This window comes from Myroides sp. A21 (assembly GCF_000807225.1).
In the GTDB taxonomy this organism is placed as follows: Bacteria; Bacteroidota; Bacteroidia; order Flavobacteriales; family Flavobacteriaceae; genus Flavobacterium; species Flavobacterium odoratimimum.
The window spans coordinates 1640174-1664650 of sequence record NZ_CP010327.1 but is presented as its reverse complement, the minus strand read 5'-3'; the positions used below and the strand labels follow the sequence as shown (position 1 = coordinate 1664650).

Here is a 24477-nt window from a genome sequence, read left to right as displayed (position 1 = left end):
GAACTAAAACTTAGATATGTATAAATCAACCTATTACTTATTTATTATTCTATTCTTATGTGTTATTGGATATGCCCAAGATACCAATTACGGCATCACTTATCTAAAGACAACAACTTCTGATGCTCATATCATCTCAGCAGAAGACAAACTATACATTAGCCCTAAAGAAGATAAAAGTCTATACATTAATGGCAAATACAAATTCACTAAAGAGCCTCCCAGAGAGCCAAATGAAATAGTGATTTACGATAAACAAGAATTTGAAGAGTTCTTCTACTTTGACTTTAAGAAGAACCTGCTCTATTCAAGAATAAAGCCTTGGGAAGCGCGATACTTTATCAAGGAAGATATTCCTCAAATGGATTGGCAACTACACGATGAAACCAAGACAACTAAAGAAAATGTATTACTTCATAAAGCTACACTAAGCTTCAGAGGGAGAAACTATACTGTGTGGTATTCTATGGACTACCCTATTCAGATAGGGCCATGGAAGTTTAATAACTTACCTGGTCTTGCTTTTGAGATTACAGAAGAAGACCATCGATATCACTGGCAATTAACCAAAATAGAAACAAACAAATTTAAAGTACTTCCTATGAAATACGATATCTCTCGTGCTACTATGACTCTACAAACTTATCTAACGAGTTATCAAGCCGAGGTAGAGAATTATGATATGGGGTTATCTAGGTTATTTGGCAGTATACCTGGTGTAGAAGTATTAGAAACAATTACTGATGGGAATGACTTTAAAAAATCTAGAAATATGGACTTAGAGCGAAAATATGAGTGGGAAGAGTAATATAATTATCCTATTAATACTCCTGTGCACTTACCTAACTCAAGCACAGCATATCACTACACGACTACTAGATAGTCAGGGTGTAGAGATAATCCGTGCCACAGTATTTCTACAAGACCAAAACAATAAAACCTTAGCGTATACCTCATCTAACAATGAAGGACTAGTAGAGTTTAAAAACATAGCGAACCACCCTACTGCCTCTCAACTTACGATACAAAAAGTAGGAATAGAGAAAACGACTATTGCCCTAGATGCTACTAAGAACAACTATGGCCTAGACACATCCCTATACCTACTCTCTTCTGCGGAAGTACTCAACGAGATCACCATTAAGGCTACTTCACCCATCACAGTGAAGAAGGATACTGTAGTCTATAATGTCAAACAGTTCTCTAAAGGAGATGAACGCGTCATCGAAGACCTACTCAAGAACCTACCAGGGCTAGAGATTAGTACTGATGGGAAGATCAGTGTCAATAATCAAGAAGTAGAAAAGGTCATGGTAGATGGCACAGACCTCTTCGATAGAGGATACAGAGTGCTGACTAAGAATATGCCTGTCAATCCGGTAGAAGAAGTAGAACTATTACAAAATTATTCTGAGAACAAACACCTGACAGATCTAAACCCTGCTAAGAAAATAGCACTTAACCTTAAACTCAGTGAAAAGGCTAAGCGTGTATGGTTTGGCAATGTCGAGGCGGGAGCTGGTGTACGTGATAAAGAGGTACATGGTGTAAGATCAAACATCATGAACTTTGGCAAAAAGACGAAGTTCTACTCTATCTTACAGTCTAACAATATTAGCTATGATGCTACGGGCGACCTTAGCTCGTTTCTAAATAGTAATAAAGGGGAAATAGCAACTCCTACTGCCCTATCTAATCCTATCAATATTGACAATATCTCACTAAGCCTCAGAAACCATCGATATAAGGATAACAATAACCAGTTTGCTTCTATCAACACGGCTGTGACTCTATCTCCTAAAGTAGAAGTGAAGATATCAGGGCTGTTTAATAAAGAGACTCTACTAGGCAAAAGGTCTATGGATCAGACTCTATATACTCCAGATCATTCCTATCACAATATAGAAATGATGAACAATAAGAACAGAAGTAACTTCTCGTTTCTAAAAGGAGATATGGTCTACGATATCAATAAAACCTCTACACTGAAATATGATCTAAAAGGCAATATCTCAAATAGTAAAATCAATAGTGATGTACGCTACAACGATATTTCGAATAATCAAGCTCTAGATAATGAGAACAAAAGAGTAGAACAAAACTTAGAGTACACCACTAAGCTATCTGATAGAGAAGCTTTAGTGCTTAGCTATAAGAATATCTATGAGCAGAACACTCAAGATTATATCAATACGCCTAATATCTATATACAGGATGCGACAGCGCCATTCAGTCAACTCGTTCAGAATAAAATGAACTATCACACTGTACAGGCCAGCTATAAAGGAATGATGAAAGGTAACCACCTACTTCACATCACGCTAGGGAATACGAACACGAACACACATCTCTACAGTCTAAACAACTTAGCAGATGATGACATCTATACTAACAAGAATAACTCAACCTTAAAAGTAAACGAACTCTATGCAAAGGCATTGACGAAGATGACATGGGGTACGTGGAGTATGGGGACAAGTATCTCGGCTTCCTTATTTGACAATAAGTTAAAGTCAATAACTACGGATAACAGCCTTCAGAAGTTAGTCATAAGCCCACACTTCTCTATCGAAAAAAGAATTAATGACAAGAACAAAATAGACATCTATTATAAATATGGTTATACCAATATCAATGCTGCCAAAACCTATGATGGGTATATACAGACATCGTATAGAAGCTTCTTAAGAGGAACTACTAACCTAGATCCTTTCACAAATAATGCAGTAGGTCTGACTTATACATTAGGCAACTACCACGATAGGTCATTCTCTACGGTGACGATATCGTATAATAAGTACAACGACTTTTATACACAGAATAACTATATCTATCCTAACCATACGAAGAGTAATATATCTACTATAAAGAACAATGAGAGCTACTTCATACTAGCCTCTACAGATTACTATTTCCAAAAGCTAAAACACAACCTAAAGCTGAGTCTAAATGCTAATCAAGCTGACTTCTATAATACGCTAAATGATTCTGAGACGAGACGGGTCAGAAGCACATCACTTACCTATGGAATAGAGCTGAAGTCTAACCTTAGATCAAGGTTTAACTATGCCGTAAGTACGAATTGGTTTACTACGTATATGAACATCATTAGCACTGAGCGTTTTATAGATACAGAGACTAAACTGACTGCTAAATATAAATTGAAAGATACCCTCTTCTTAAACCTAATCAGTGAGTTATATTCTTTCGATAAGGTGGCACCTAGTCGTAAGTATTACACCTTTTTAGACTTTAATATTGCGTATATCCCTAATAAGTCGAAGTGGAACGCGCGTCTAGAGTTAACGAACCTCTTTAATACTAAGACGTATGCAAACTACGCCTTAACAGACTACAGCAGTACCTCTACGACCTATAAGCTATTAGGAAGACAACTACTACTCAGTGTAAATTATTCTTTTTAAACTTAATAAAAGCACCTTAGACAACTAAGGCGCTTTTATTATATCATATATACATCATCATAATTACTCAGATTACATCTATATTTCTATTTGAATAACATTTTTTTGGTTATCATCCATTGCAGTTTAGAATATACAACTTAACTTACCACCTATAATTTTTAAATCACCTATCACCATGTCACAGTCCAATAAAACGTTGAGACAAACAATAACATCATTCAATAAAAACTTCTGGATAGCCAGCTTTATGGAACTGATGGAACGGTGGGCATGGTATGGTATCTATACCTTATTAGGATTATATTTAGTAGGCTCTACTGACATGGGAGGACTTGGTTTTAACCATATCCAAAAAGGTAGTATCATGGGAGGCGTTGTAGCTATCCTATACTTTTTACCTCTATTATTTGGAGTTATTGCTGACCGTATAGGGTATAAGATCTCATTGATTATTTCCTTTATCATTATGATTGCTGGTTACTATCTTTTAGGAGAAGTAACAACCTATACCAATGTCTATGCAACATTTTTATTAGTTGCTGTAGGTGCAGCATTCTTTAAACCTGTAGCATCCGCAATTATTGCTAGTAATACTGACGAAAATTCTGGAACACTTGGCTTCGGTATATTCTACATGATGGTTAACATCGGAGGGTTTATCGGACCAGCAATGTCATCAGGCTTACGTACTACATTTGGTTGGAAGATTATATTTATACAAGCAGCTATCGTTATAGCAATAAACTTATTTGTAGTAATATTTTTCTACAAAGAATCAAAAGTAGAGAAACCTAAAGACTCTATTGGTAAAGCGATCAAAGATTCTGTATTAGGAATCTTCGAAGCACTAAAAGATGTACGTCTAGGAATACTATTATTATTAATGATTGGGTTCTGGACGATGTTCAACCAACTGTTCAACACACTGCCTAACTTTATTGAAGACTGGGTTAACTCTGCTACATTAAGTACTTGGATTAATGAAAATATACCATTCTTAGGAACATTACTTACTCAAGATGGTCAAGTAAAACCAGAATGGTTTACTAATATAGATTCATTGATGATTATTATCTGTCAAGTTAGTGTCTCATACTTTGTGATAAAAATGCGCCATATCAATGCGGTAATCAGAGGTGCAATAATCGCGAGTATAGGGGTAGGACTTACATTCTACACACACAACCCATTGTTTACCATATTAGGTACAATGATCTTCTCTATCGGAGAGATGATGTCTAGCCCTACTGTATCTTCATTTATAGCATTGATTACACCTAAAGGTAAGGATGGACTTTACCAAGGGACATACTTCTTACCTGTGGCAGCTAGTTACTATGTGACAAAATTCATATCAGGTGATTTATATCAAGCATGGTCAGACAAACTATCACTACTAAAAACAGAGATGGCTACTAGAAGCATAGATATGCCAGAAGTGGTAACACATGAACAGTTCATGGAACAAGGATCAAAGACTCTAAATATGTCTCTATCTGCCTTCGAAAAGCAGTTTAACCTTAAAGCGGACAGTGTAGATTGGTCACAAGTGGCTACCTCTTTTAAAGAATACGCTATCAATAAAGGTATTGACATTAGCCAAGTACACTTCCCATTCTCTAAGAATGAGTACTTCGCTTTAGCAGAACAGAAGTTAAGCATGTCTCACTGGGAGATGGTAGATATGCTATGGAGCACTTATAATCCAAACAAGATATGGTATGTGGTATTCGGTATCGGGATGTTCTCTGTGGTCACACTAGTCATCTACGACAGACTAGTCATCAGACCTCTAGAACAGAAAAAAGCAAATCAATAAATACTCATATAAACGCCTTAGTAATCTAAGGCGTTTTTTTATGTTTATACATTATCTAGTTCTCTATACTAGCGTGTGCTAAAGAGGCTCCATATCAACTTCTATAAACACAACTAACAACAAATCGTCTACTAATGCCCTCATTTGGAGTTAATGACTCCATAATCCCTTATTGCCTTATTCTGAACGTTTAATTGAACATTAACAACCTCATATTCAACCACTATCATTAAACAAAATGAAGTAACTTCGGAAATCATTCGGTAATAACTAATAACTACAAGGGATAAAAGGTACTTTACCGAATGATACTCTATCTCTACCCGAATAATCTATATAGAAGTATATCATCATGATCTCAATATAGTTATATGCTGACGAAGTTAGGATCAACTCTTCATTACAGATTAGTATGCTAAATTTAGCATAACCGCAAATTACTTTATTTTACAACAATTACTATTTTATATAAAAACACTTAATCTGATTATACTTTATTCTATCATATCGCAATATGAACCAGTAGAATTAAGAATAGTGAATAAAAACGAACTATAAATACTAATCTCTCACTAAAAACTATTTATATTTTTTAGTAAAACAATTAATCTTAAGTTTATTTTACTATTTTTAGCCTTTATGACATGAGATTATGTCTTAAACACAATCTTATAACTAACCACAAACTAGACTTTTAAAATTACATTATGGAAAACTCTACTACTGACCGGCCGAACTTCTTCGACAGTAAAGTTCTGGGACATCCTTCAGGATTATTCGTTCTCTTCTTTACAGAGATGTGGGAGCGATTCTCATTCTACGGAATGCGCGTATTATTGATTCAATTCTTAACCATGTCTGTCATAGGTCTCAACCCTGGATGGGAAATGAGTGTAGTAGATGCAGGAGCTATATTCGCTACTTATGCCATGTTATTATACATCACTCCTATCTTCGGAGGTATCCTAGCAGATAAATATCTAGGTTATAGATGGGCTGTAGTAATTGGTTCACTAATTATGACGCTAGGGCATGCCTCTATGACTTTTGAGACAGAGTTCTTTATGTATCTAGGATTAGTACTATTAGTAGTAGGTACAGGATTCTTTAAACCAAATATGACTTCTATCCTATCAGAGATGTATAAATCATTCCCTGAGAAGAAAGATGGAGCTTATACAATCTTCTACATGGGAGTTAATGCAGGAGCATTCTTTGGTATGATGCTATGTGGATATATCGGAGAGCGTATCGGATGGCACTATGGATTTGGTTTAGCAGGTATCTTCATGTTACTAGGTACACTACAATTCTGGTTTGCTAAACCTATCTTCGGAGCTATAGGTGATGTTCCTAATACATCTACAGAAATAAAAGAAGACACACCTCTAGATACGAAAGACTTAACACCTGCTCAACAGGATGAACTGAAACGCAATCCATTTACTACATTAGACTATATACTTATAGCTATTACTACTATCATTGGATTCTTATATGCATTTAGTGATGTATTCTATATCGTAGGTAAGATTAGATTATTCCCTGCCGAAATATTCGGTATGGATGGTCAGGCAGTAGTTGTTGTCACAGGACTATTAATATTGATGTGGTTAATTATATCACGTATAATGAGATATGCTAAAGTAGTTAGAGATCGTATGATAGCGGTTATCATCTTTGCTTTCTTTACGATATTCTTCTGGATGTCGTTTGAACAAGGAGCTACATCGCTAATCATCTTCGCACGTGACAATACACAGAGAATTCTATCTGGAGACAAGGCATTGCTATTTAATATCTTCAACTCATTACTGACGATAGTGCCCTTACTAATTATCTCTTGGGTACTTATTTTATTAGCAAAACAGACAATTAAAAAAGCGTTACTATCTAACATTATATTAGCGATTACTTTTGTGGGAGTGTGGGCATCAGCTATCTGGATGCTTAACAGAGACTGGTCATTACATGCATACGAAGTTACTTATGATGCAATCCAAGTTCAAAAAGTAGACAGAGAAGGTAAGCCTATTCTAGACAAGCACAATGAGCCTATCTATGACTATAAAGCGATACATGCTGCTAACCAACCTAAAGAAGGAGATAATGTGGTCAAACATACTGCTGTAGTATCACAGTTAGCAACATTAACTAAAGGGGATAAAGTAGAAATCTTTCAAGAGTTAGGTAACTTTAATATCCTTGATAGTAAACAAAAAGAAAATCTAACTAAACAGTTTACTGAAGCAAATAAAGAAACTGAAATAGTACAAGCAGAGATAACAGAAATAAAAGATAATCAAGTAGAGATAACAGCTTCGTGGTTCTCTATCCTTAATTCATTCTTTATTATTGCATTAGCGTCTCTAGTATCTAAGTTATGGGATTCTAGATTTAACCCTCCTGCATCTATTAAGTATGGACTAGGATTAATTATTATGGCTATCGGATTCGGAGTATTAGCATACGGTTCACATGGTATTACAGAAGGTACGAGAGTATCTATGATGTGGTTAGTTTTTGCTTACTTCTTCCATACATTAGGAGAATTATTCTCATCACCTGTAGGATTATCGTATGTTTCTAAATTAGTTCCTGCAAGAATGATTGCACTAATGTTCGGAATGTGGTATCTTGCAATCGCAATTGGAAACAATTTAGCTGCCACATTGGGTGGACAAATAGAAACTATTACAGAGCAATACTCATTATCAGTATTCTTCTTAATCTTCACTATAGTGCCTATTGTAGCAGGGTTGTTAGTTATTGCTCTTAACCCAGTGTTGAAGAAATTAATGCACGGGGTCAAATAATAACAATATTAAAAGAAATATGAAAAAACTGTTTTTATTACTTACCATTACTTTCTTAGGATTAACAGCTAATGCTCAAGAAATAAAATGGATGTCGTTTAACGAAGCTATCGCAGCACAAAAGAAAGAAGCTAAACCTATCTTTATGGATGCTTTTACTGACTGGTGTGGACCTTGTAAAATGCTGGACAAAAATACTTTTAGTGATGCTAAAGTAATCGAGTATATCAACAAGAATTACTATGCTGTGAAATTTGATGCAGAAGGTAATGAAGAAATAAACTACAAAGGAACAAAGTACACAAACCCTGGATACAACAGTGAAAGAAAAGGTAGAAATGCTACACATGACTTCACGATGTTCTTAAGAATACCTGGATACCCTTCTATGGTTATCTTCGGTACAAAAGGTGATGTGACTAAAGTAATCGTTGGGTACCAAACCCCTCAACAACTATTACAACAGATTTAAGATCATTATAATAAAGAAGACCAATATCCCTTTTCATACATATCATGGAAAGGGATATTCTTTTTTACACATATATCAATACACTTTCTCTTAAACCAAAAAGGGACTGAATTATGAAAGATCACTAATTTAGGTAACCTCACTTCTAGCATTCGCTCAAAGTTAATATTAGGTTGCCCAGAGAATAATACAACAGAAGCATCTAATACTCCATTATACGCTATCCTATCAGTATCTATAATTAGCAATTTGTCTTGAGTATTCGGTACGATCCCCTCTAATGGATGGTACATGACTTTATCTAAACCATACTCTTGTACATATTTATCTAAATCACGTAGATATCTCTGGTCAGTACTATCAATAAGATTCATTAATACATGTACAGTATCATAGTCTCTAATCCATATTGATCTATTATTCTTATTAGACATGAATGGAACCACAATTTCAGTATCCAAAGTATCTTCTTTACTCGATCCTAAAGTAGCACCTAGCTGTAAAGCACTACATAGTAATACCCCTACTACTATATATCTCAATTTCTTCTGATAATAAGTAAGTAATACTCCTCCTATAAGAATCAAGATTAAAGACATTTGTGTAAAGCCTATCTGTACATTCTGATAAGAGAAATAATCCAAACGATACACTAGTTCTATTAAGCGGTACATTAGATCCGTTAACACATTAAGGCAAAAACCAACTGCTATAGATATACTTTCAATCCACATCACAATCAAATAGACCATCCCTAAAATAATAAGTACTGTTATTAACGGTATGACAATTAGATTAGCTAATAAAAACAGAAAAGAGAACTGCTGAAAATAATACAACTGAATAGGTATCAGACCAACCTGTACACTTATAGACACATAAGTAATCCCCTGTATATACTGTAGTATTTTATTTTTAGAATAGAACTTTTTAAATAAAGGTAGAATATACACAATACTAATAACGGCTAAATAGCTTAACTGAAAACCTAGATCATATACCCAATAAGGATATATACATAGACTACAGAATAAGGCTAAACCGATGCTGTGCTCTAAATTCTGATTTCTTCTTAAAAGTTGACTAACAAGATAAATCGTAAACATGAGAACCGCTCTAAATACTGAAGCTGAGAAACCTGATAAAAAGACAAAGAACCACAGCAATACAAGTATCACAATACTCCTTATCCTCTTAGGTAAAAAGAATAAACTTCGGGCAAGAACTAAGTAGATAAGTCCTACATGCAATCCTGAAATCGCTAATACGTGCATGACTCCTACTTCTTTAAACTGATTAATAATAGTAGAGTCTATATATGACTTTTCCCCTACTAACAGAGCCATGATTAGACCTTTAGTATTCTCTTGAAGAACAGTGTTGTCAAGATATATTTTATCAATTAAAGACCTCCTTAACTTCAATATTTCATAACGCCAATGTACATCATGTCCTACTACAAAGTAATCTCCTACGTAACTTTGAATAAAGATTCCCTTACCTTGCATATACTTTCGATAATCAAACTGGCCAAAGTTCTTCGGTTGTTGTATACTCCCTACCCTGCCATAATAACTAATGACATCTCCTACTACAAGTGAATCTTGACGCTCATTAAAATAAAGAGCAATCTTATTACTGCACACTGTATCACCTACTCTAATCAATTCTCCTATAAATCGTTTGTTCGTTTTATTACTAAGAGTCTCTGTTATTTTTATATCTATTCTACTATTTTTAGGCTTATTTAGATATGTCTCTATTTTTAGTAACTCAGAATCATATTGATTCTTAACCAAACCTTTTAACCCAACACCTAAAAAGAAAAAGAGACTGACAAATAATACAATATCCTTACTCCCCATAAACCAAGACGGAAAATGTACATATCTATTCATTAATGATATTGTCAATACAAATAGAAGAATACATAAAGTGGCTATCACCCAAAAAGTACTTATAGGTAAGTCTAAGTATATTCCCAAAAAAAGGAATAGAGAATAAAATAAAAAAGAGAATTTAATAGGCTTCATACTTACAATAAGTATCAAAACCCTTTCCAAAATAACTGATTCTTTGATTAGTATCAGCAATTCTAAAAATATAGTGAATACAATAAAAAAAGCCCTATCCTGATGGATAGAGCTTAATATTATTTTTTTGAATCCTTGTAATCTTAATTCATACTTTCTAGAACAACACGGTTAATCTGTGCGAAAGTTCTACTATAGTAATTTTCTTTTGTTGAAGACACAATCACTCCTTTGCTAGTTGAAGAATGAATGAACTTAATTTCGTCATCTAATACTTCAGTGATTATTCCTACATGACTAATTCTATTGCCACGAGTTTTAAAGAAGATTAGGTCACCTGTCTGTGCTTCTGCTTTTCTCACACGTTCACCTACTTGAGCCATTTCACTTGAGGTACGTGGCAGATTCACACTAGTATCTCCGAAAGCAGTCATCACTAGACCAGAGCAGTCCATACCTTTTCTACTCATTCCACCATATCTATAACGCACACCTTCATAATCAAAAGCGGTATTCAACACTTGACTAGTCAAATTATCGAAGTACTCCCCTTTTGCTTCTTTTGCCTCCTCCATAAAGTCACCTAATAAAGCGTCTAATTCTGCTTGTATTTTATCATCTACATTTTTACTCTCAGCGATAACGGCTGTAGGTTTCTTTTTAACAGGGCTACTATAAACAGCTTTACTTGTTGTCTTCGCTTCTATTGTATGGAAACCAGAAAGGCCCAAAACACTGATTAATAATAATGTAAACTTTTTCATATTGGTTATTTTGTGGTGGTTAACTAACTTCTTTTTGTCATATGATTTTTTATTATTTCATCCGCAACATAATCACTCGCTCCTCGACCGCCTAAATTACGAATTAATTCTTTATATTTTAACAATATTTCATTTCTTTTTTCACCTTGTATGATTTTTGCGAATTCTTGCTCTATTCTTACAGCATTACAATCCCCTTGAATAAGCTCTACAACCACATCGTCATCCATAATTAGGTTTACGAGAGAAATATACTTTAATTTTATAATTCGTTTAGCTATTTCATAAGATACTTGATTCCCTTTATATAAAACAACCTGTGGCACACTAAACAATGCTGTTTCTAACGTTGCTGTACCTGAAGTCACTAATGCAGCATGGGCAATATTCAATAAAGCATACGTTTCATTAAATACAAACGAAATATTTTGATCTTTTATAAAAGTCTCATAGAATGAAGCTTCTTGTCCTGGAGCACCAGCTATTACAAATTGATATTGTGGGTAATGATGTATTACAGAAAGCATTTCATTTAATAATCTACTGATCTCCTGCTTTCTACTACCAGGTAATAACGCAATCACTGGTCTATCATCTAAATTGTGCTTTTTTCTAAAGTCCTCATGCTCCTGTGCACGGTAATTTGCAATAGCATCAATTAATGGGTGTCCTACAAAGGTTACAGGGTAATTATGTTTCTTCTCATAAAAATCCTTTTCAAAAGGCAGAATTACATACATAAAATCAAAATCTCTTTTGATATCATTGATTCGATTCTCCTTCCAAGCCCATATTTGAGGTGAGATATAATAATGTGTTTCTATACCTATTTTCTTTGCCCATTTAGCTATTCGCATATTAAAGCCGGGGTAATCAATAAACACTAATACATCTGGATTAAAAGATGCGATATCTTTTTTACAGAACTTAATATTGCGCAATATTGTTCCTAGATTTTGTACCACTTCAACAAATCCCATAAAAGCAAGATCTTTATAATGCTTCACGAGCTTACCGCCTACCTGTTGCATTAAATCTCCTCCCCAAAAGCGTATCTCTGCCTCAGGGTCTTTCTTGTATATAGATCGCATAAGATTAGATCCATGTAGATCCCCTGATGCCTCTCCTGCTATTATATAATACTTCATCTACACTAACTGTGTTATTATGGTTAAAATAATTACGGCTAAAATACAACCTCTAGCCATAAAATCTAATCTGCGATTAATAAAAAACGTAAACAATAGCAAATTAAGTAAGCTCCCTATCGCTGTTATTCTTCCTACCAACCCTATGTTATTAATGAAACTAAAATCACTAAACAACTCATAGTTAGTAAACAACAACAAATAAAGTTCTATACCCACTACAGTAGCCACTACACCTCCAACAAAACCGATTAGAATATGAACAATCTTATCTTTCATCTACAGATCCCATCTATTAATACGTTCTAATACTTGATGTGCTGTTAAGTCAAATTGCACTGGTACGATAGAGATATAGTCATTTCGCAATGCCCACTCATCTGTATCTTCTCCTTTATCCTGGTTCACGAATTCTCCTACTAACCAGTAGTACTCTTTTCCATGAGGACTAACTCGTTTATCGAAGTTCTCCACCCATGTAGCCTTAGCTTGTCTACACACTTTTATTCCTTTAATATCTTCAGTAGCCAACTTTGGGAAGTTTACATTCAACACCACGTCTTTTGGAATCCCATGTTTAAGTGCCTCTGTTGTAATCTTTTTTATAAAAGGTTTTATTTGTTCAAAATCTGCGCTCCAGCTAAAATCTAATAAAGAGAAACCTATTGCAGGTATACCACTCATCCCTGCTTCTAGTGCAGCACTCATCGTTCCTGAATAAATAACATTGATAGAAGAGTTAGAACCGTGATTTACACCAGACACACACAGATCAGGTGTTCTTTCTAGTATTTGTCCTAGCGCTATCTTTACACAGTCAACTGGTGTACCTGAACAAGCGTATTCTAATTCTATCTCTGGGTCGATATTTACTTTTTCTAACGTAAGCGTATTATTGATCGTTACAGCATGCCCCATTCCAGATTGAGCACTATCTGGGGCAACTACCACTACTTCTCCTATCTCTTTCATCACACTTATCAAGGCTCTCATTCCTGGTGCTGTGATACCATCATCATTTGTAACAAGTATTAAAGGTCTTTGCATCATATATTTATTTTAATTACATTCGCTAATGTAAGGATTATATGTTATTTTGTTTGTGAAATTACTTAGTTTTAACCGAAAATACGCAATAGACATATAGACGAAAAGTAATTATACAAAATAGGTCAGAATTAGTGATACAAGCATACACTAGTATGGTTTTAGAGCTAATGAAGGAGCTATAAAGTAGAATTACTTTGCAGTATTTGGCTGATACGGATTTTGGGTTTAAGCATATAACAACTACGGATTTTTATACGATTATGTGTTTTAACAAATAATTATCGACCTTATCGTATAAATATTTACTTTTTTAACTACTTTAGTTCAAAACTAATTAATGAATACTTTTAAGCTATTTATGAAAAGAAATTATAAGGTTATACTTCTACTTATCGGAGTGTCTGCTCTTCTGTGGAGTTTTATGCCTAAACAGCAAAAGGATACGCCTGAAAAAGATCAGCTTCTTTTAGAATTAGTAACGTATATATTAGAAAACACGCATTATAATCCAGCAAAGATTGATGATAAATTCTCTGCTACTGTATATAAAGAATATCTAAAAGCATTGGATCCAATGAAGAGATACTTCTTACAATCGGATATCGATGAGTTTTCTAAATATGAGTACCTAATAGACGACATGATTCAGTTAAAGGAACTTTCTTTCTTTGACCTGACTTATGAGCGTATTACTCAACGTATGAATGAAGCTAAAGGTATTTATACGGAAGTTCTTGAACAACCATTCGAATTCGAATCAGACGATGTATTAAATGCTGACTATGACAATATCGGCTACGCTAAAGATGCGGAAGAATTAAAAGAGCGTTGGAAAAAACTACTAAAACTTAATGTCTTATCTACCATTACTGACAATCTTAAAATACAAGAAGGTAAAGTAGAGGAAGAAGAAGAGTTTGACGAGTTCGGAGAGCCTATCGTTAAAGAAGAAAAGAAAACAGATAAAAAAGCAAAAGACAAAAAGCCTGTTGAAAAGAAATCTTTTGAACAACTTGAAAAAGAGGCTCGTGAAAGTGCTTTAAAGTCATATGATGAAGTTTTTGAATTCATTAAAGACCTTGAAAGAAAAGACTGGTTTGCTATCTACTTAAACTCTATTGTAGAGCGTTTTGACCCACATACTTTCTACTTTGCTCCTGAAGACAAGGAGAAGTTTGATGCTAGCATGAGTGGTAGCTTCGAAGGGATTGGTGCTGTCTTACGCAAAAAATCAGAAGGTGTAGAGATTAATGAACTTGTACCAGGCGGACCTGCTTGGAGAGGTAAAGAAATCGAAACTGGAGATATTATCCTTAAAGTTGGTCAGACTAAAGATGAAGAACCTATCGACATCGTTGGTATGCGTCTTGACAACGTTGTAAAACTGATCAAAGGGAAAAAGAACACTACAGTATTCTTAACGATTAAGAAAATAGACGGAACGATTAAGGTTATCCCTGTAATGCGTGAAGTTATCGAAATGGAAGAAACTTACGCTAAGTCAAGTGTTATCCAAGATGGTGACAAGAAATATGGGGTTATTCATTTACCTAAATTCTACATTGACTTTGAGAACAAAGACAGTCGTAACGCATTTACAGACGTTGAAAAAGAAATTAAAGAACTAAAACAACAGAACATAGACGGTATCATTATGGATCTTAGAAACAATGGTGGAGGTTCATTAGAGACAGTTATCAAAATGGTTGGGCTATTCTCTAAAGAAGGCCCTGTAGTACAGGTGAAGTCTTCTAGAGGAAAACAAAAAGTACTAGATGATAAAGATACTCCTATCGTATGGGAAGGACCATTAGTTGTATTAGTAAATAACTTCTCTGCTTCTGCTTCTGAAATCTTTGCAGCAGCTATCCAAGATTATAAGCGTGGAATTATCATCGGTAGTAAACACACGTATGGTAAAGGAACTGTACAAAACTTAATAACACTTAATGACCTATTAAGAAAACAACCTTATGGCGATTTAGGTGCTTTAAAAGTAACACTACAGAAGTTCTACCGTATCAATGGTGGTTCTACTCAACGCGAAGGAGTACTAAGTGATATCGTATTACCAGACAGATATTCTTATATCGACATGGGAGAAAGAGATATGGATAACGCAATGCCATGGGACAAGATAGAAAGAGCTACTTATACTCCGTATAACAATGATTTCTCTGCTGTTATCAAGTCAAGTAAAGAACGTATTGCCCTTAATGAGCAATTCAAATTGATTGACGAGAACGCGCAATGGATCAATGAAAGAAAAGATGAAAAAGAAGTTCCATTAAGCCTTGAGAAATATCGTGCAAAACAAAAAGAAGTAGAAGAGAAAGCTAAGAAATTCAAAGCTATTTCTAAGTATAAAAACGAATTGAAATTTACTTCTTTACCTAGCGAATTAGCTAGAATCAAGAACGATACAATACTTGAAAGCAAAAGAGATAGATGGCATGAGATGCTAAATGGCGATGTCTATATCGAAGAAGGTGTGAAAATCTTAAAAGACTTAGACACAAAGAAAATATATAAAGTAAGTGGTGATAAAAACAACGTAAGTTCTAAATTATAGAATGTCTCACACTAGCAAATCATATACACAGATTGCGCTCCAAAAATTCAAACAAGATTTTTGGGGCGTTTTGTGTTTTTGGATTATTGTAAGCATTGCTATAGTAGCAGCCTTTGCTTACTTCATTATCCCTGACAACTCTAAGAATGCTAACGCAGGAGACCTTGCCCTTCGTTCTCAGAGCCCAGGTTTTACAGTATCTACTATCACTATTCCTACAGACACAGATCGCACCTGGAGTGAGCTTTGGTTTGGAAGAGAAGAAGCTACTAGATTTATCCCTATTAGTGAATATCACATTACTAACGATACCCTATTCTATAAGGGGTATAGTAACCAACCACAACTAGAAGAAACTAAAAGCATAGCGCTGAGTTCTTTAAACAACGCTAAAGAATCCGAGATTATCAAACAAAAGAAATATTGGTTAGGTACAGATAACCAAGGAAGAGACTACCTAAGTAGACTAGTTATTGGTGCTCGAGTATCTTTATCTATAGGCTTTGTAGCTGTGCTAATATCTTTAGTGATAGGTATCACATTAGGCGCTATAGCCGGTTACTTTGGCGGAAAGATAGATGCCTTTATTCTTTGGTTGATTAATGTGTTTTGGTCTATACCTACCTTACTGTTAGTGATTGCCATTACTTTAGCCTTAGGCAAAGGTTTTTGGCAAGTATTCATCGCTGTTGGACTAACGATGTGGGTAGAAGTAGCTCGTGTAGTCAGAGGACAAGTAATCAGTGTAAAAGAACAACAATACGTAACTGCTGCCCATGCTTTAGGCTATTCTAACTACAGAATCATTACTAAACATATCTTGCCAAACTGTATGGCTCCAGTCATCGTAATTTCGGCTGCTAACTTTGCTTCTGCCATTTTAGTAGAGAGTGGACTAAGTTTCTTAGGTTTAGGAACACAAGTACCTACACCTAGTTGGGGTGCCATGATTAAAGAAAACTATAACTATATCTTATTAGGCAAACCTTATTTAGCCTTATTACCAGGCTTTGCTATGTTTGTACTAGTGATAAGTTTTATGCTGATAGGCAATGCCTTAAGAGATGCCCTTGATGTTAGAAAATAACATCCCATCCTTATTTTTTCCTTATTATCCTGGAATAAGCGATAGACATATAAACGAAAAGCAAGTATACAAAATAGGTCTGAATTACTAATAAAAGCATACTATAGTATGGTTTTAGAGCTAATGAAAGAGATATGAAGTAGAATAGCTTTATCGTATTTGACTAATGCTTAATCTGGGTTTAACTAACGCTGATTCTAGGATTATACACAATGTCAAAGAACATACTATAAGTCATTACTTACGGTGTATCCAATCTAAATCAGATACAGCACAAAAGTAAATAACCTTATTTATGTTCTTTTCAATATTGCTCATAACGCCCTATTATGACGATAATGAGTGTATATGGTAGCAGAAAGTGGGACACTGTACACCCTAAAAGAACTTTAAGGCACAAGTAACTCTCGTATATCTGCCTTATTCCCATTATAGATATTTAAGTCCACCTTACCATCTATTCCATTGATAACCCCTTTCTCTGTAAATTGCCAGAAATGCCAGTCAGGCTTTATTTCTTCAACAAAGAAGTTGTAGTTAGCGATCCATAATACATGATCAGGGAACCATTCCTTAAGGTGATGTGTATAGTAATTCTCTCCCGAATACAAGATCGGTTTTACTTTATAATGCGCTTCTACTAGCTTGATCCAGTTTTGCAGTCCTTTTCTAAGATTCTCCATAGACTGCTCTTTAGGCATATCCTCTATATCTAATACAGGAGGAAAGTCTCCTTCAGATATTTTCACTAGTTTGATAAAGTTTTCTGCTTGCTCTGTCGAATTTTCATCAGGGCGATAATAGTGATATGCCCCTCTAATAAAGTGATTTGCTCTAGCGCCTTTCCAGTTTAGATGAAAAGCTTTGTCCTTGCCATCTTTACCCATAGTCGCTCTAATAAACACAAAGTCAAGAGAAGCTTTACCAGCTACAGAATCCACCACCTTCCAATCGATCACCCCTTGATAATGGGACACATCGAAGCCGACTAGCATACTATCATGTCTATTCAACACCTCTACAGTACGCACATCATAGATAGACTTGCCTTCTGACTTGTCATCAGAGCTAAAGAAATAGCGTATTCCCTCTCTAAAATGTAACCCAAACCAAATACCTATTCCCACTAATACCACGATGATGACCACCCACTTCACAGTAGTCCATGTAGATGATTTAGTACTCTTCTTTCTAGAAGGTTTTCGTTTTGTTGGAGGTTTTCTCTTTGGTCTAGCCCCCACAGCAGACATAGGATTTGAATTAGTTTTATTAGAAGCCATCTCTCTTTAGAAAAAAGCAAAATTAATCCTTTTATTGATATTGAATACTTCTAGAAGCTATAACTTTTACACAGACTCAGCACCTTGTTTTAATTTGAGTACAGGCACAGGTAGTTCTATATTATTCGCCTTAAATTTCTTGTCTATCTCAAAGCGGATCTCACTACCGATGCGATCGTTATCAAAAGCGTTATCTATAAAATAATACAAGATAAAACGGATAGAAGATTCTCCGAACTCATCTATAAACACTATAGGTTTAGGTGTTTTTAGCACCTCATCATTATCCTCTACACATGATAATAACACCGATTTGACTAACTCTACATCCGTCCCTATAAATGCACCTACATTAATCCTAGCACGTATCACAGGGTCCTCATGCGTCCAGTTATTCATAATATCGTCTATCAGTTTTCTATTCGGAATCACGATATCCTTTCTATTACGCGTCTCAGCGATAGTACATCTAAGGTTAATGACCTTCACACGAGCCACCTCACCTCTTATCTCTACCACATCACCAACGTTCAATGTCTTGTCAAACAAGATGTAAATACCTGCTATCAAATCTCTAAAGATATCTTGTAGTGCAAATCCCAAACCAACAAATAGAGCGGCTGAAGTAGTCAAAAACATACTGATATTTATCCCTACTACATTCAGGATAAAGAAAATCATAATCAGGTAAATAAAGTAATTAATGAAATTAAAAACACTCCCTAGCCTAGCCGCTACATCAGGAGTAGCCATACGTATAAATGCTTTTTTCAACAGCCTCACCCCTACATTAGTAATCATAAGCGTGAATGCGATGAATAATAAGGTACCTATCGTAATACTGATAGACTTACTCGTATATAACTCAAACTCTAATACAGTTGCCAGCAAATTTTTTAATTCCATTCCTTTTTCCTTGATTAATCCTTAGACATTATAATTTAGACTCCACTTCATACAAAAGTCACACCATTCCTCTAAATTCAATATTTAAAGAATGAAATTTACAAAAAAAGATGATACATAATTTCTAATCAATGATAATATCAAGAAACATATTTTCTAAAAGCTAAAACGAATACGAGTAGGTCTATACAAAATAATGATGTAAACTCTCGTACTGCTATATAATATTTGATTATTGTATTGCTACAAAAAAGTTAATTAAGCTATAACTTTACACCAATAAAAAAGCCTCTTCGTTTGAAGAGGCTTTTCTGTGCGGGTAAAAGGACTCGAACCTTCACACCTTGCGGCACCAGATCCTAAGTCTGGCGTGTCTACCAATTTCACCATACCCGCGAATCAGTGGAACATCCTGTTCCTTTAAGACGTGGCAAATATAATAGATTTTTTTGCTTAAAAACAAATCTTAAATAATAAAAAAAATCATTTATTTTTAAAACTCTTATACAGAGACTTTTAAAAATAAATGATTCCTAAAATAATTCCATAAAAAAAGCCTCTTCAAATGAAGAGGCTTTTTTGTGCGGGTAAAAGGACTCGAACCTTCACACCTTGCGGCACCAGATCCTAAGTCTGGCGTGTCTACCAATTTCACCATACCCGCGAAATCTAGTGGAACATCCTGTTCCTTTAAGACGTTGCAAATATACAACAGGTTTTTTTATCTGCAAGAAAAAAATTGTATTTTTTTATTCTTAGCTTTGTGAGTAACAAAATCAATGTATCCTTTTATATTATGAAAGATTCAAAACAATTTGTTCAAGAAAACAAGCAACGTCTTTTAGATGAGCTAATTGAACTATTAAAAAAGCCGTCTATCAGTGCTGATAGCGCTTATTCTCAAGATGTAATCAACACTGCAGAAGCAGTAAAAGAAAGTTTAGAAAAAGCAGGATGTGATATAGTAGAATTATGCGAAACACCTGGTTATCCTATCGTTTATGGTGAGAAAATCATCGATCCAGCTCTTCCTACAGTATTAGTTTATGGACACTATGATGTGCAACCTGCTGATCCTATTGAGTTATGGACTTCTCCTCCATTCGAACCTGTAATCAAAACAACAGATCTACACCCTGACGGAGCAATCTTCGCTCGTGGAGCTTGTGACGATAAAGGACAAATGTATATGCACGTAAAAGCGTTCGAATACATGATTGCAAATGATGCATTACCATGTAACGTGAAGTTCATGATCGAAGGAGAAGAAGAAGTTGGTTCTGTAAGTTTAGGATGGTTCGTAAAAAGAAACCAAGAGAAACTTAAGAATGATGTAATCTTAATCTCTGATACAGGAATGATCTCTAACGAACAACCTTCTATCACGACAGGATTAAGAGGATTGAGCTATGTAGAAGTAGAAGTAACTGGACCTAACAGAGACTTACACTCAGGATTATATGGAGGAGCTGTAGCAAACCCTATTAACGTATTGACGAAGATGATTGCTTCTCTTCACGATGAGAACAACCATATCACAGTACCAGGATTCTATGATAAAGTAGAAGAATTATCTCGTGAAGAAAGAGACGAAATGGCTAAACGTCCATTCTCTTTAGAAGACTACAAACAAAAACTTGATATTGACGATGTATACGGAGAAGCAGGTTATACGACTAATGAGCGTAACTCTATCCGTCCTACATTAGATGTGAATGGTATTTGGGGAGGTTATACAGGCGAAGGTGCTAAAACAGTTATCGCTAGTAAAGCTTTTGCTAAAATCTCTATGCGTCTTGTACCAAACCAAGACTGGGAAGAAATCACGGAACTATTCAAAAAACACTTCGAAAGCATCGCTCCTGCAGGAGTACGTGTAGAAGTAAAACCTCATCACGGAGGACAAGGATATGTGACTCCTATCGACTCTATCGGATACCAAGCTGCTTCTAAAGCATATACAGATACATTCGGAGTAACACCTATTCCAGTACGTTCAGGAGGAAGTATTCCTATCGTAGCTTTATTCGAAGAAGAATTAGGTTCTAAATCAGTAATGATGGGATTCGGATTAGACACTGATGCGATCCACTCTCCTAACGAACACTTCGGAGTATTCAACTACCTAAAAGGTATTGAGACTATTCCATTGTTCTACAAATACTATACTGAAATGATGAAATAATCCATCATTAACTATAATACTAGAGCGAGTAAGAAATTACTCGCTTTTTTTATGCCTTTTTTATTCCCCTTCATTCTAGTGATAACAATAAAATAGAATCACAATCGCATACTGATCGCATTAAAAACGACCAAAAATATGCGACCACTATGTAATCACTATCCGATAACTATGCGATAAGGGCAACAAAAATGCAATAACGAGTACCCTGACAGCGTCTTCTGTATTCCATTAATTTATATTATTTTGTCGTACTTCAAAGTAGATTATATAAAAGTACTAGGCGACACACCGAACTTCTTTTTAAACATCATAGAGAAGTGTGCATAGTTCTTATAGCCAACTGATCTAGCTACTTCCTCTATACTATAGGTCCCCTTAGAGAAAGACGTTAATAAACGATATGCCTCATTCATTCTCATCTCTAATACATACTCGTGAATAGTCATCCCAAAGCACTGCTTAAACCCTGCTTGCAGCTTCGTACGATTCATTCCTATACGCATCGCTAATTCTTCTATGGTATGTTTTAGATAACTCTCTTGCTCTAAGAGCGTCTTTAGGTCATATAATCTACTTATATCTTGAGCATGTATGCGCTGAGCGTGTTTTTGGTCTACATCAGATTGCACCTGATTTAACTGTAATGCCAGAAGTAACATTACTTTACCCTCGATAAACAAATCTTTTACCATACCCGTATAAGGACACGTATTGATTTCATAAATGAGCTGTTTCATATCAGGAGTGATTGTGAAACTATCGTCTCCTAATACGGCGATTTCACCGAGAGACATCTTTTTTAAGAATTGATAACTCTCCTTAGACTCCTCTTTCAAGTTGTGGATTAACCAATTTTCTCCTATTTCGATCTCACAGCTTATAGCACTATCACATACAGGATCATATAGATAACCATCTAGTACAGGCAGATAAAATAAGGTACACTTCCCTACTTCTGTATAGATAGAAAACTTCTGTTGATATCGTGCCTTGTACTCCGTATACCCCTTATCTAGCTCATAATGGAGCTGTATATAAGGTTGTTCCTTATACACATACGTCTTACTCGAAGTCTGTTGAGTACTCTGATAGAAGTGCAGATCTAAGTCTTCTGTACACAATTGTCTATGCATCTGTACATACCCTTCTCCTCTTCTACAGTCGTCAAAACCTAATCCTAATCTCATACACGATCTTATTATTGCAAAAAACAAACATCATACTGCAAAAACCAGATGTATACCTCTTTAGCTTTGCTTAGTTGTTTTTACTAATTCTAAATAACAAAGATAATACATCTAAAATAGACTCAAATGAATAAAATAAACTTAGCTCAAGAATCAGATTCTCTAAAAGACTTTTGGCAATTAAAAAACTTAGGAAATATCAATGATCACACCATCAATTTAATAAAACTACAAGGAGAGTTTGAATGGCACTCACATGACCATGAAGACAAACTGTTTATGGTAGTAGATGGAATCCTAGAACTTCACTTTAGAGATAAAGTAATTACTCTTCACCCTAACGAATGCATTATTGTCCCAAAGGGAGTAGAAAATAAACCTGTGGGAAAAGAAGAAGTTACTCTGATGCTTTTTGAACCTAATAGGATGTAGTAGATAGTGAGTTGTTGTCGCGGATTTTTATAATCCGTGGCACCCTATCTACTTGTTTTCTCTTGTATCCACATCCCAAAGAATTTACTACTCTGTACACTGTGATGTCTTAGTACCTCACTTATAAAGTTGGCTCTACGCGTCTCTTTTAGATTGCTAAACATGGTATTGACAGCACTATAAAATAAGTCTCCATAATACTTACTATCATAATTAGCCTTGATAAGCTTCACACCATATTCTTGCTTCTCCTTCCATAAAGATTCCGTTGTATAAAGCTCAACTGCTCTATCCACGAATTCTTCTACATCATCTGTGATAAAACCGTTCCATTCATATTCCCCACGCATTGCCTCTCCACCTACAGACGAAGACACAGAAGGCGTCCCCACTCTCATAGCGTCAATAAACTTCCCTTTAATCCCAGCTCCAAATGGTATAGGAGCTAACATCACTCTAGCATCACTAATGACCTCTAGGGCATCATCTGCTCTACCGTGTACTAAGAACTTCTCGCGCTCATTGTGTAGTTGCATCACTTTAGGAGAAGGATAAGCTCCATAAATATGCATTCTTGTCTGCGGTAACTTCTTGCGCAACAGCGGCCATATTGCCGTCTTTAGCTTAAGAACAGTCTGCCAATTCGGCTCGTGAATAAAGTTCCCTATAAACACAAAGTCCTCTCTCTCCTCATATCGTTTCCAATTACCAATATCCTCTACTGTAATCTCTTCTTCCATAAAAGGGATAAACAACAGCGCATTCGGTAATATATGGAACTTCTCTACTAATAACTTATACTCATACTCTGAAATAATCAAAGTCAAATCACATCTCAATATACTAGCTAGTTCACGTTTAGTACGTTCACTGTATAAATATTCTTCTATATCCTGTCCTCCTTTTTTCTGCATCTCCTGACGAGCAAATCGAAGGAAGTGTAAGTCTTCCGTATCTAATATCGTCATCGCATCAGGACATTGTTCTGTCACACGCCATCCGAACTGCTCCTCTATCATAAAGCGGTCATACATCACTATATCAGGCATCAGATCAGCTAATACCTCATCTGTACGCGCATCATTTAACCACAGCTCTACTTCAGTCACCCCATAACAAGACAAATCATCACTCACCTCAGACTTTTTCGCTGTACTCCCGAAGTAGATCTGCATCCCCCAGTCTTTAAAACATTGCAGCAGCTGAAGCATGCGCTTCCCGGCTGCAGAGGATTTAGACTCTGGCCATACAGGTCCAATAACTAATATTTTCTTTCTGGATAAATTGTGTTTCAT

Annotated in this window: 18 protein-coding genes and 2 tRNA genes; 9 read left to right on the top strand and 11 right to left on the bottom strand. The window is 35.4% G+C overall.

The annotated features are described in order from the left end of the window. Nucleotides 1–16 precede the first annotated feature (16 nt). The 5 genes from MYRA21_RS07655 (at nucleotide 17) to MYRA21_RS07635 (ending at nucleotide 8535) form a co-directional block, all read left to right on the top strand. Entirely contained in the window at nucleotides 17–808 is a 792-nt protein-coding gene (locus tag MYRA21_RS07655; protein ID WP_006257526.1) for a GLPGLI family protein, read from the top strand. Then, nucleotides 792–3425, top strand: coding sequence for a hypothetical protein (locus MYRA21_RS07650; RefSeq protein ID WP_006257527.1), 2634 nt, complete (start codon nucleotides 792–794; stop codon nucleotides 3423–3425). Before MYRA21_RS07655 ends, MYRA21_RS07650 begins: the two co-directional genes overlap by 17 nt. Nucleotides 3426–3603: 178 nt before the next feature. Further along, nucleotides 3604–5247, top strand: a complete 1644-nt coding sequence (locus MYRA21_RS07645; protein ID WP_006257528.1) for an MFS transporter — start codon at nucleotides 3604–3606, stop codon at nucleotides 5245–5247. A gap of 707 nt (nucleotides 5248–5954) precedes the next feature. After that, nucleotides 5955–8063 (top strand): peptide MFS transporter, encoded by a 2109-nt coding sequence (locus tag MYRA21_RS07640; protein ID WP_006257529.1) that lies wholly within the window; start codon nucleotides 5955–5957, stop codon nucleotides 8061–8063. Between the two features lie 19 nt (nucleotides 8064–8082). Then, entirely contained in the window at nucleotides 8083–8535 is a 453-nt protein-coding gene (locus MYRA21_RS07635; RefSeq protein ID WP_006257530.1) for a DUF255 domain-containing protein, read from the top strand. A gap of 5 nt (nucleotides 8536–8540) precedes the next feature. On the opposite strand, the gene MYRA21_RS07630 is transcribed toward MYRA21_RS07635, so the two are convergent. The 5 genes from MYRA21_RS07630 to surE form a co-directional block, all read right to left on the bottom strand. Continuing rightward, the gene (locus tag MYRA21_RS07630) at nucleotides 8541–10568 is read right to left on the bottom strand and encodes a ComEC/Rec2 family competence protein (protein ID WP_006257531.1); all 2028 of its coding nucleotides are present in this window, start codon (nucleotides 10566–10568) and stop codon (nucleotides 8541–8543) included. A gap of 143 nt (nucleotides 10569–10711) precedes the next feature. Further along, a complete protein-coding gene (locus MYRA21_RS07625) occupies nucleotides 10712–11332 on the bottom strand; it encodes a C40 family peptidase (protein ID WP_006260523.1) in 621 nt (206 codons plus the stop codon). 23 nt (nucleotides 11333–11355) lie between these two features. Continuing rightward, nucleotides 11356–12480, bottom strand: a complete 1125-nt coding sequence (gene lpxB / locus MYRA21_RS07620) for a lipid-A-disaccharide synthase (RefSeq protein WP_006257533.1) — start codon at nucleotides 12478–12480, stop codon at nucleotides 11356–11358. Next, complete coding sequence (locus tag MYRA21_RS07615; RefSeq protein WP_006257534.1) at nucleotides 12481–12759, bottom strand: hypothetical protein; 279 nt, start codon at nucleotides 12757–12759, stop codon at nucleotides 12481–12483. Then, complete coding sequence (surE, locus tag MYRA21_RS07610) at nucleotides 12760–13527, bottom strand: 5'/3'-nucleotidase SurE (RefSeq protein ID WP_006257535.1); 768 nt, start codon at nucleotides 13525–13527, stop codon at nucleotides 12760–12762. 340 nt (nucleotides 13528–13867) lie between these two features. On the opposite strand from surE, the gene MYRA21_RS07605 reads away from it, so the two are divergent. Together MYRA21_RS07605 and MYRA21_RS07600 are read left to right on the top strand one after the other, a co-directional pair. Next, entirely contained in the window at nucleotides 13868–16102 is a 2235-nt protein-coding gene (locus MYRA21_RS07605) for a carboxy terminal-processing peptidase (RefSeq protein ID WP_006257536.1), read from the top strand. A gap of 1 nt (nucleotide 16103) precedes the next feature. Further along, nucleotides 16104–17189, top strand: a complete 1086-nt coding sequence (locus tag MYRA21_RS07600; protein WP_006257537.1) for an ABC transporter permease — start codon at nucleotides 16104–16106, stop codon at nucleotides 17187–17189. 389 nt (nucleotides 17190–17578) lie between these two features. On the opposite strand, the gene MYRA21_RS07595 is transcribed toward MYRA21_RS07600, so the two are convergent. From MYRA21_RS07595 to MYRA21_RS07580, 4 genes are all read right to left on the bottom strand, one after another. Then, entirely contained in the window at nucleotides 17579–18469 is an 891-nt protein-coding gene (locus MYRA21_RS07595; protein ID WP_006257538.1) for a glycoside hydrolase family 25 protein, read from the bottom strand. A gap of 66 nt (nucleotides 18470–18535) precedes the next feature. After that, on the bottom strand, nucleotides 18536–19375 hold the full coding sequence (locus tag MYRA21_RS07590) for a mechanosensitive ion channel family protein (RefSeq protein WP_006257539.1): 840 nt from the start codon (nucleotides 19373–19375) through the stop codon (nucleotides 18536–18538). Nucleotides 19376–19689: 314 nt separating this feature from the next. Continuing rightward, nucleotides 19690–19771, bottom strand: a tRNA-Leu gene (locus MYRA21_RS07585). Nucleotides 19772–19957: 186 nt separating this feature from the next. After that, a tRNA-Leu gene (locus MYRA21_RS07580) sits at nucleotides 19958–20039 on the bottom strand. A gap of 132 nt (nucleotides 20040–20171) precedes the next feature. Between MYRA21_RS07580 and MYRA21_RS07575 the strand changes: the two genes are divergently transcribed. Further along, nucleotides 20172–21560, top strand: a complete 1389-nt coding sequence (locus MYRA21_RS07575; RefSeq protein WP_006257540.1) for a dipeptidase — start codon at nucleotides 20172–20174, stop codon at nucleotides 21558–21560. Between the two features lie 266 nt (nucleotides 21561–21826). On the opposite strand, the gene MYRA21_RS07570 is transcribed toward MYRA21_RS07575, so the two are convergent. Further along, nucleotides 21827–22750, bottom strand: coding sequence for an AraC family transcriptional regulator (locus MYRA21_RS07570; protein WP_006257541.1), 924 nt, complete (start codon nucleotides 22748–22750; stop codon nucleotides 21827–21829). Between the two features lie 126 nt (nucleotides 22751–22876). On the opposite strand from MYRA21_RS07570, the gene MYRA21_RS07565 reads away from it, so the two are divergent. Next, nucleotides 22877–23182 carry a cupin domain-containing protein gene (locus MYRA21_RS07565; RefSeq protein ID WP_006257542.1) on the top strand — a complete coding sequence of 102 codons (306 nt, stop codon included), beginning with the start codon at nucleotides 22877–22879 and terminating at the stop codon, nucleotides 23180–23182. Nucleotides 23183–23226: 44 nt separating this feature from the next. On the opposite strand, the gene MYRA21_RS07560 is transcribed toward MYRA21_RS07565, so the two are convergent. Then, a complete protein-coding gene (locus MYRA21_RS07560) occupies nucleotides 23227–24477 on the bottom strand; it encodes a glycosyltransferase family 4 protein (RefSeq protein WP_006257543.1) in 1251 nt (416 codons plus the stop codon).

Excerpts from the sequence above, each read along its gene's own strand:
- MYRA21_RS07565 (WP_006257542.1), top strand. The coding sequence starts at position 22,877 with ATGAATAAAATAAACTTAGCTCAAGAATCAGATTCTCTAAAAGACTTT.
- MYRA21_RS07625 (WP_006260523.1), bottom strand. The coding sequence starts at position 11,332 with ATGAAAAAGTTTACATTATTATTAATCAGTGTTTTGGGCCTTTCTGGT.
- MYRA21_RS07595 (WP_006257538.1), bottom strand. The coding sequence starts at position 18,469 with ATGGCTTCTAATAAAACTAATTCAAATCCTATGTCTGCTGTGGGGGCT.
- MYRA21_RS07575 (WP_006257540.1), top strand. The coding sequence starts at position 20,172 with ATGAAAGATTCAAAACAATTTGTTCAAGAAAACAAGCAACGTCTTTTA.
- MYRA21_RS07640 (WP_006257529.1), top strand. The coding sequence starts at position 5,955 with ATGGAAAACTCTACTACTGACCGGCCGAACTTCTTCGACAGTAAAGTT.
- MYRA21_RS07590 (WP_006257539.1), bottom strand. The coding sequence starts at position 19,375 with ATGGAATTAAAAAATTTGCTGGCAACTGTATTAGAGTTTGAGTTATAT.
- MYRA21_RS07570 (WP_006257541.1), bottom strand. The coding sequence starts at position 22,750 with ATGAGATTAGGATTAGGTTTTGACGACTGTAGAAGAGGAGAAGGGTAT.
- MYRA21_RS07650 (WP_006257527.1), top strand. The coding sequence starts at position 792 with ATGAGTGGGAAGAGTAATATAATTATCCTATTAATACTCCTGTGCACT.
- MYRA21_RS07605 (WP_006257536.1), top strand. The coding sequence starts at position 13,868 with ATGAATACTTTTAAGCTATTTATGAAAAGAAATTATAAGGTTATACTT.
- MYRA21_RS07645 (WP_006257528.1), top strand. The coding sequence starts at position 3,604 with ATGTCACAGTCCAATAAAACGTTGAGACAAACAATAACATCATTCAAT.
- MYRA21_RS07615 (WP_006257534.1), bottom strand. The coding sequence starts at position 12,759 with ATGAAAGATAAGATTGTTCATATTCTAATCGGTTTTGTTGGAGGTGTA.
- MYRA21_RS07560 (WP_006257543.1), bottom strand. The coding sequence starts at position 24,477 with ATGAAACACAATTTATCCAGAAAGAAAATATTAGTTATTGGACCTGTA.
- MYRA21_RS07630 (WP_006257531.1), bottom strand. The coding sequence starts at position 10,568 with ATGAAGCCTATTAAATTCTCTTTTTTATTTTATTCTCTATTCCTTTTT.
- MYRA21_RS07655 (WP_006257526.1), top strand. The coding sequence starts at position 17 with ATGTATAAATCAACCTATTACTTATTTATTATTCTATTCTTATGTGTT.
- MYRA21_RS07600 (WP_006257537.1), top strand. The coding sequence starts at position 16,104 with ATGTCTCACACTAGCAAATCATATACACAGATTGCGCTCCAAAAATTC.
- lpxB (WP_006257533.1), bottom strand. The coding sequence starts at position 12,480 with ATGAAGTATTATATAATAGCAGGAGAGGCATCAGGGGATCTACATGGA.
- surE (WP_006257535.1), bottom strand. The coding sequence starts at position 13,527 with ATGCAAAGACCTTTAATACTTGTTACAAATGATGATGGTATCACAGCA.
- MYRA21_RS07635 (WP_006257530.1), top strand. The coding sequence starts at position 8,083 with ATGAAAAAACTGTTTTTATTACTTACCATTACTTTCTTAGGATTAACA.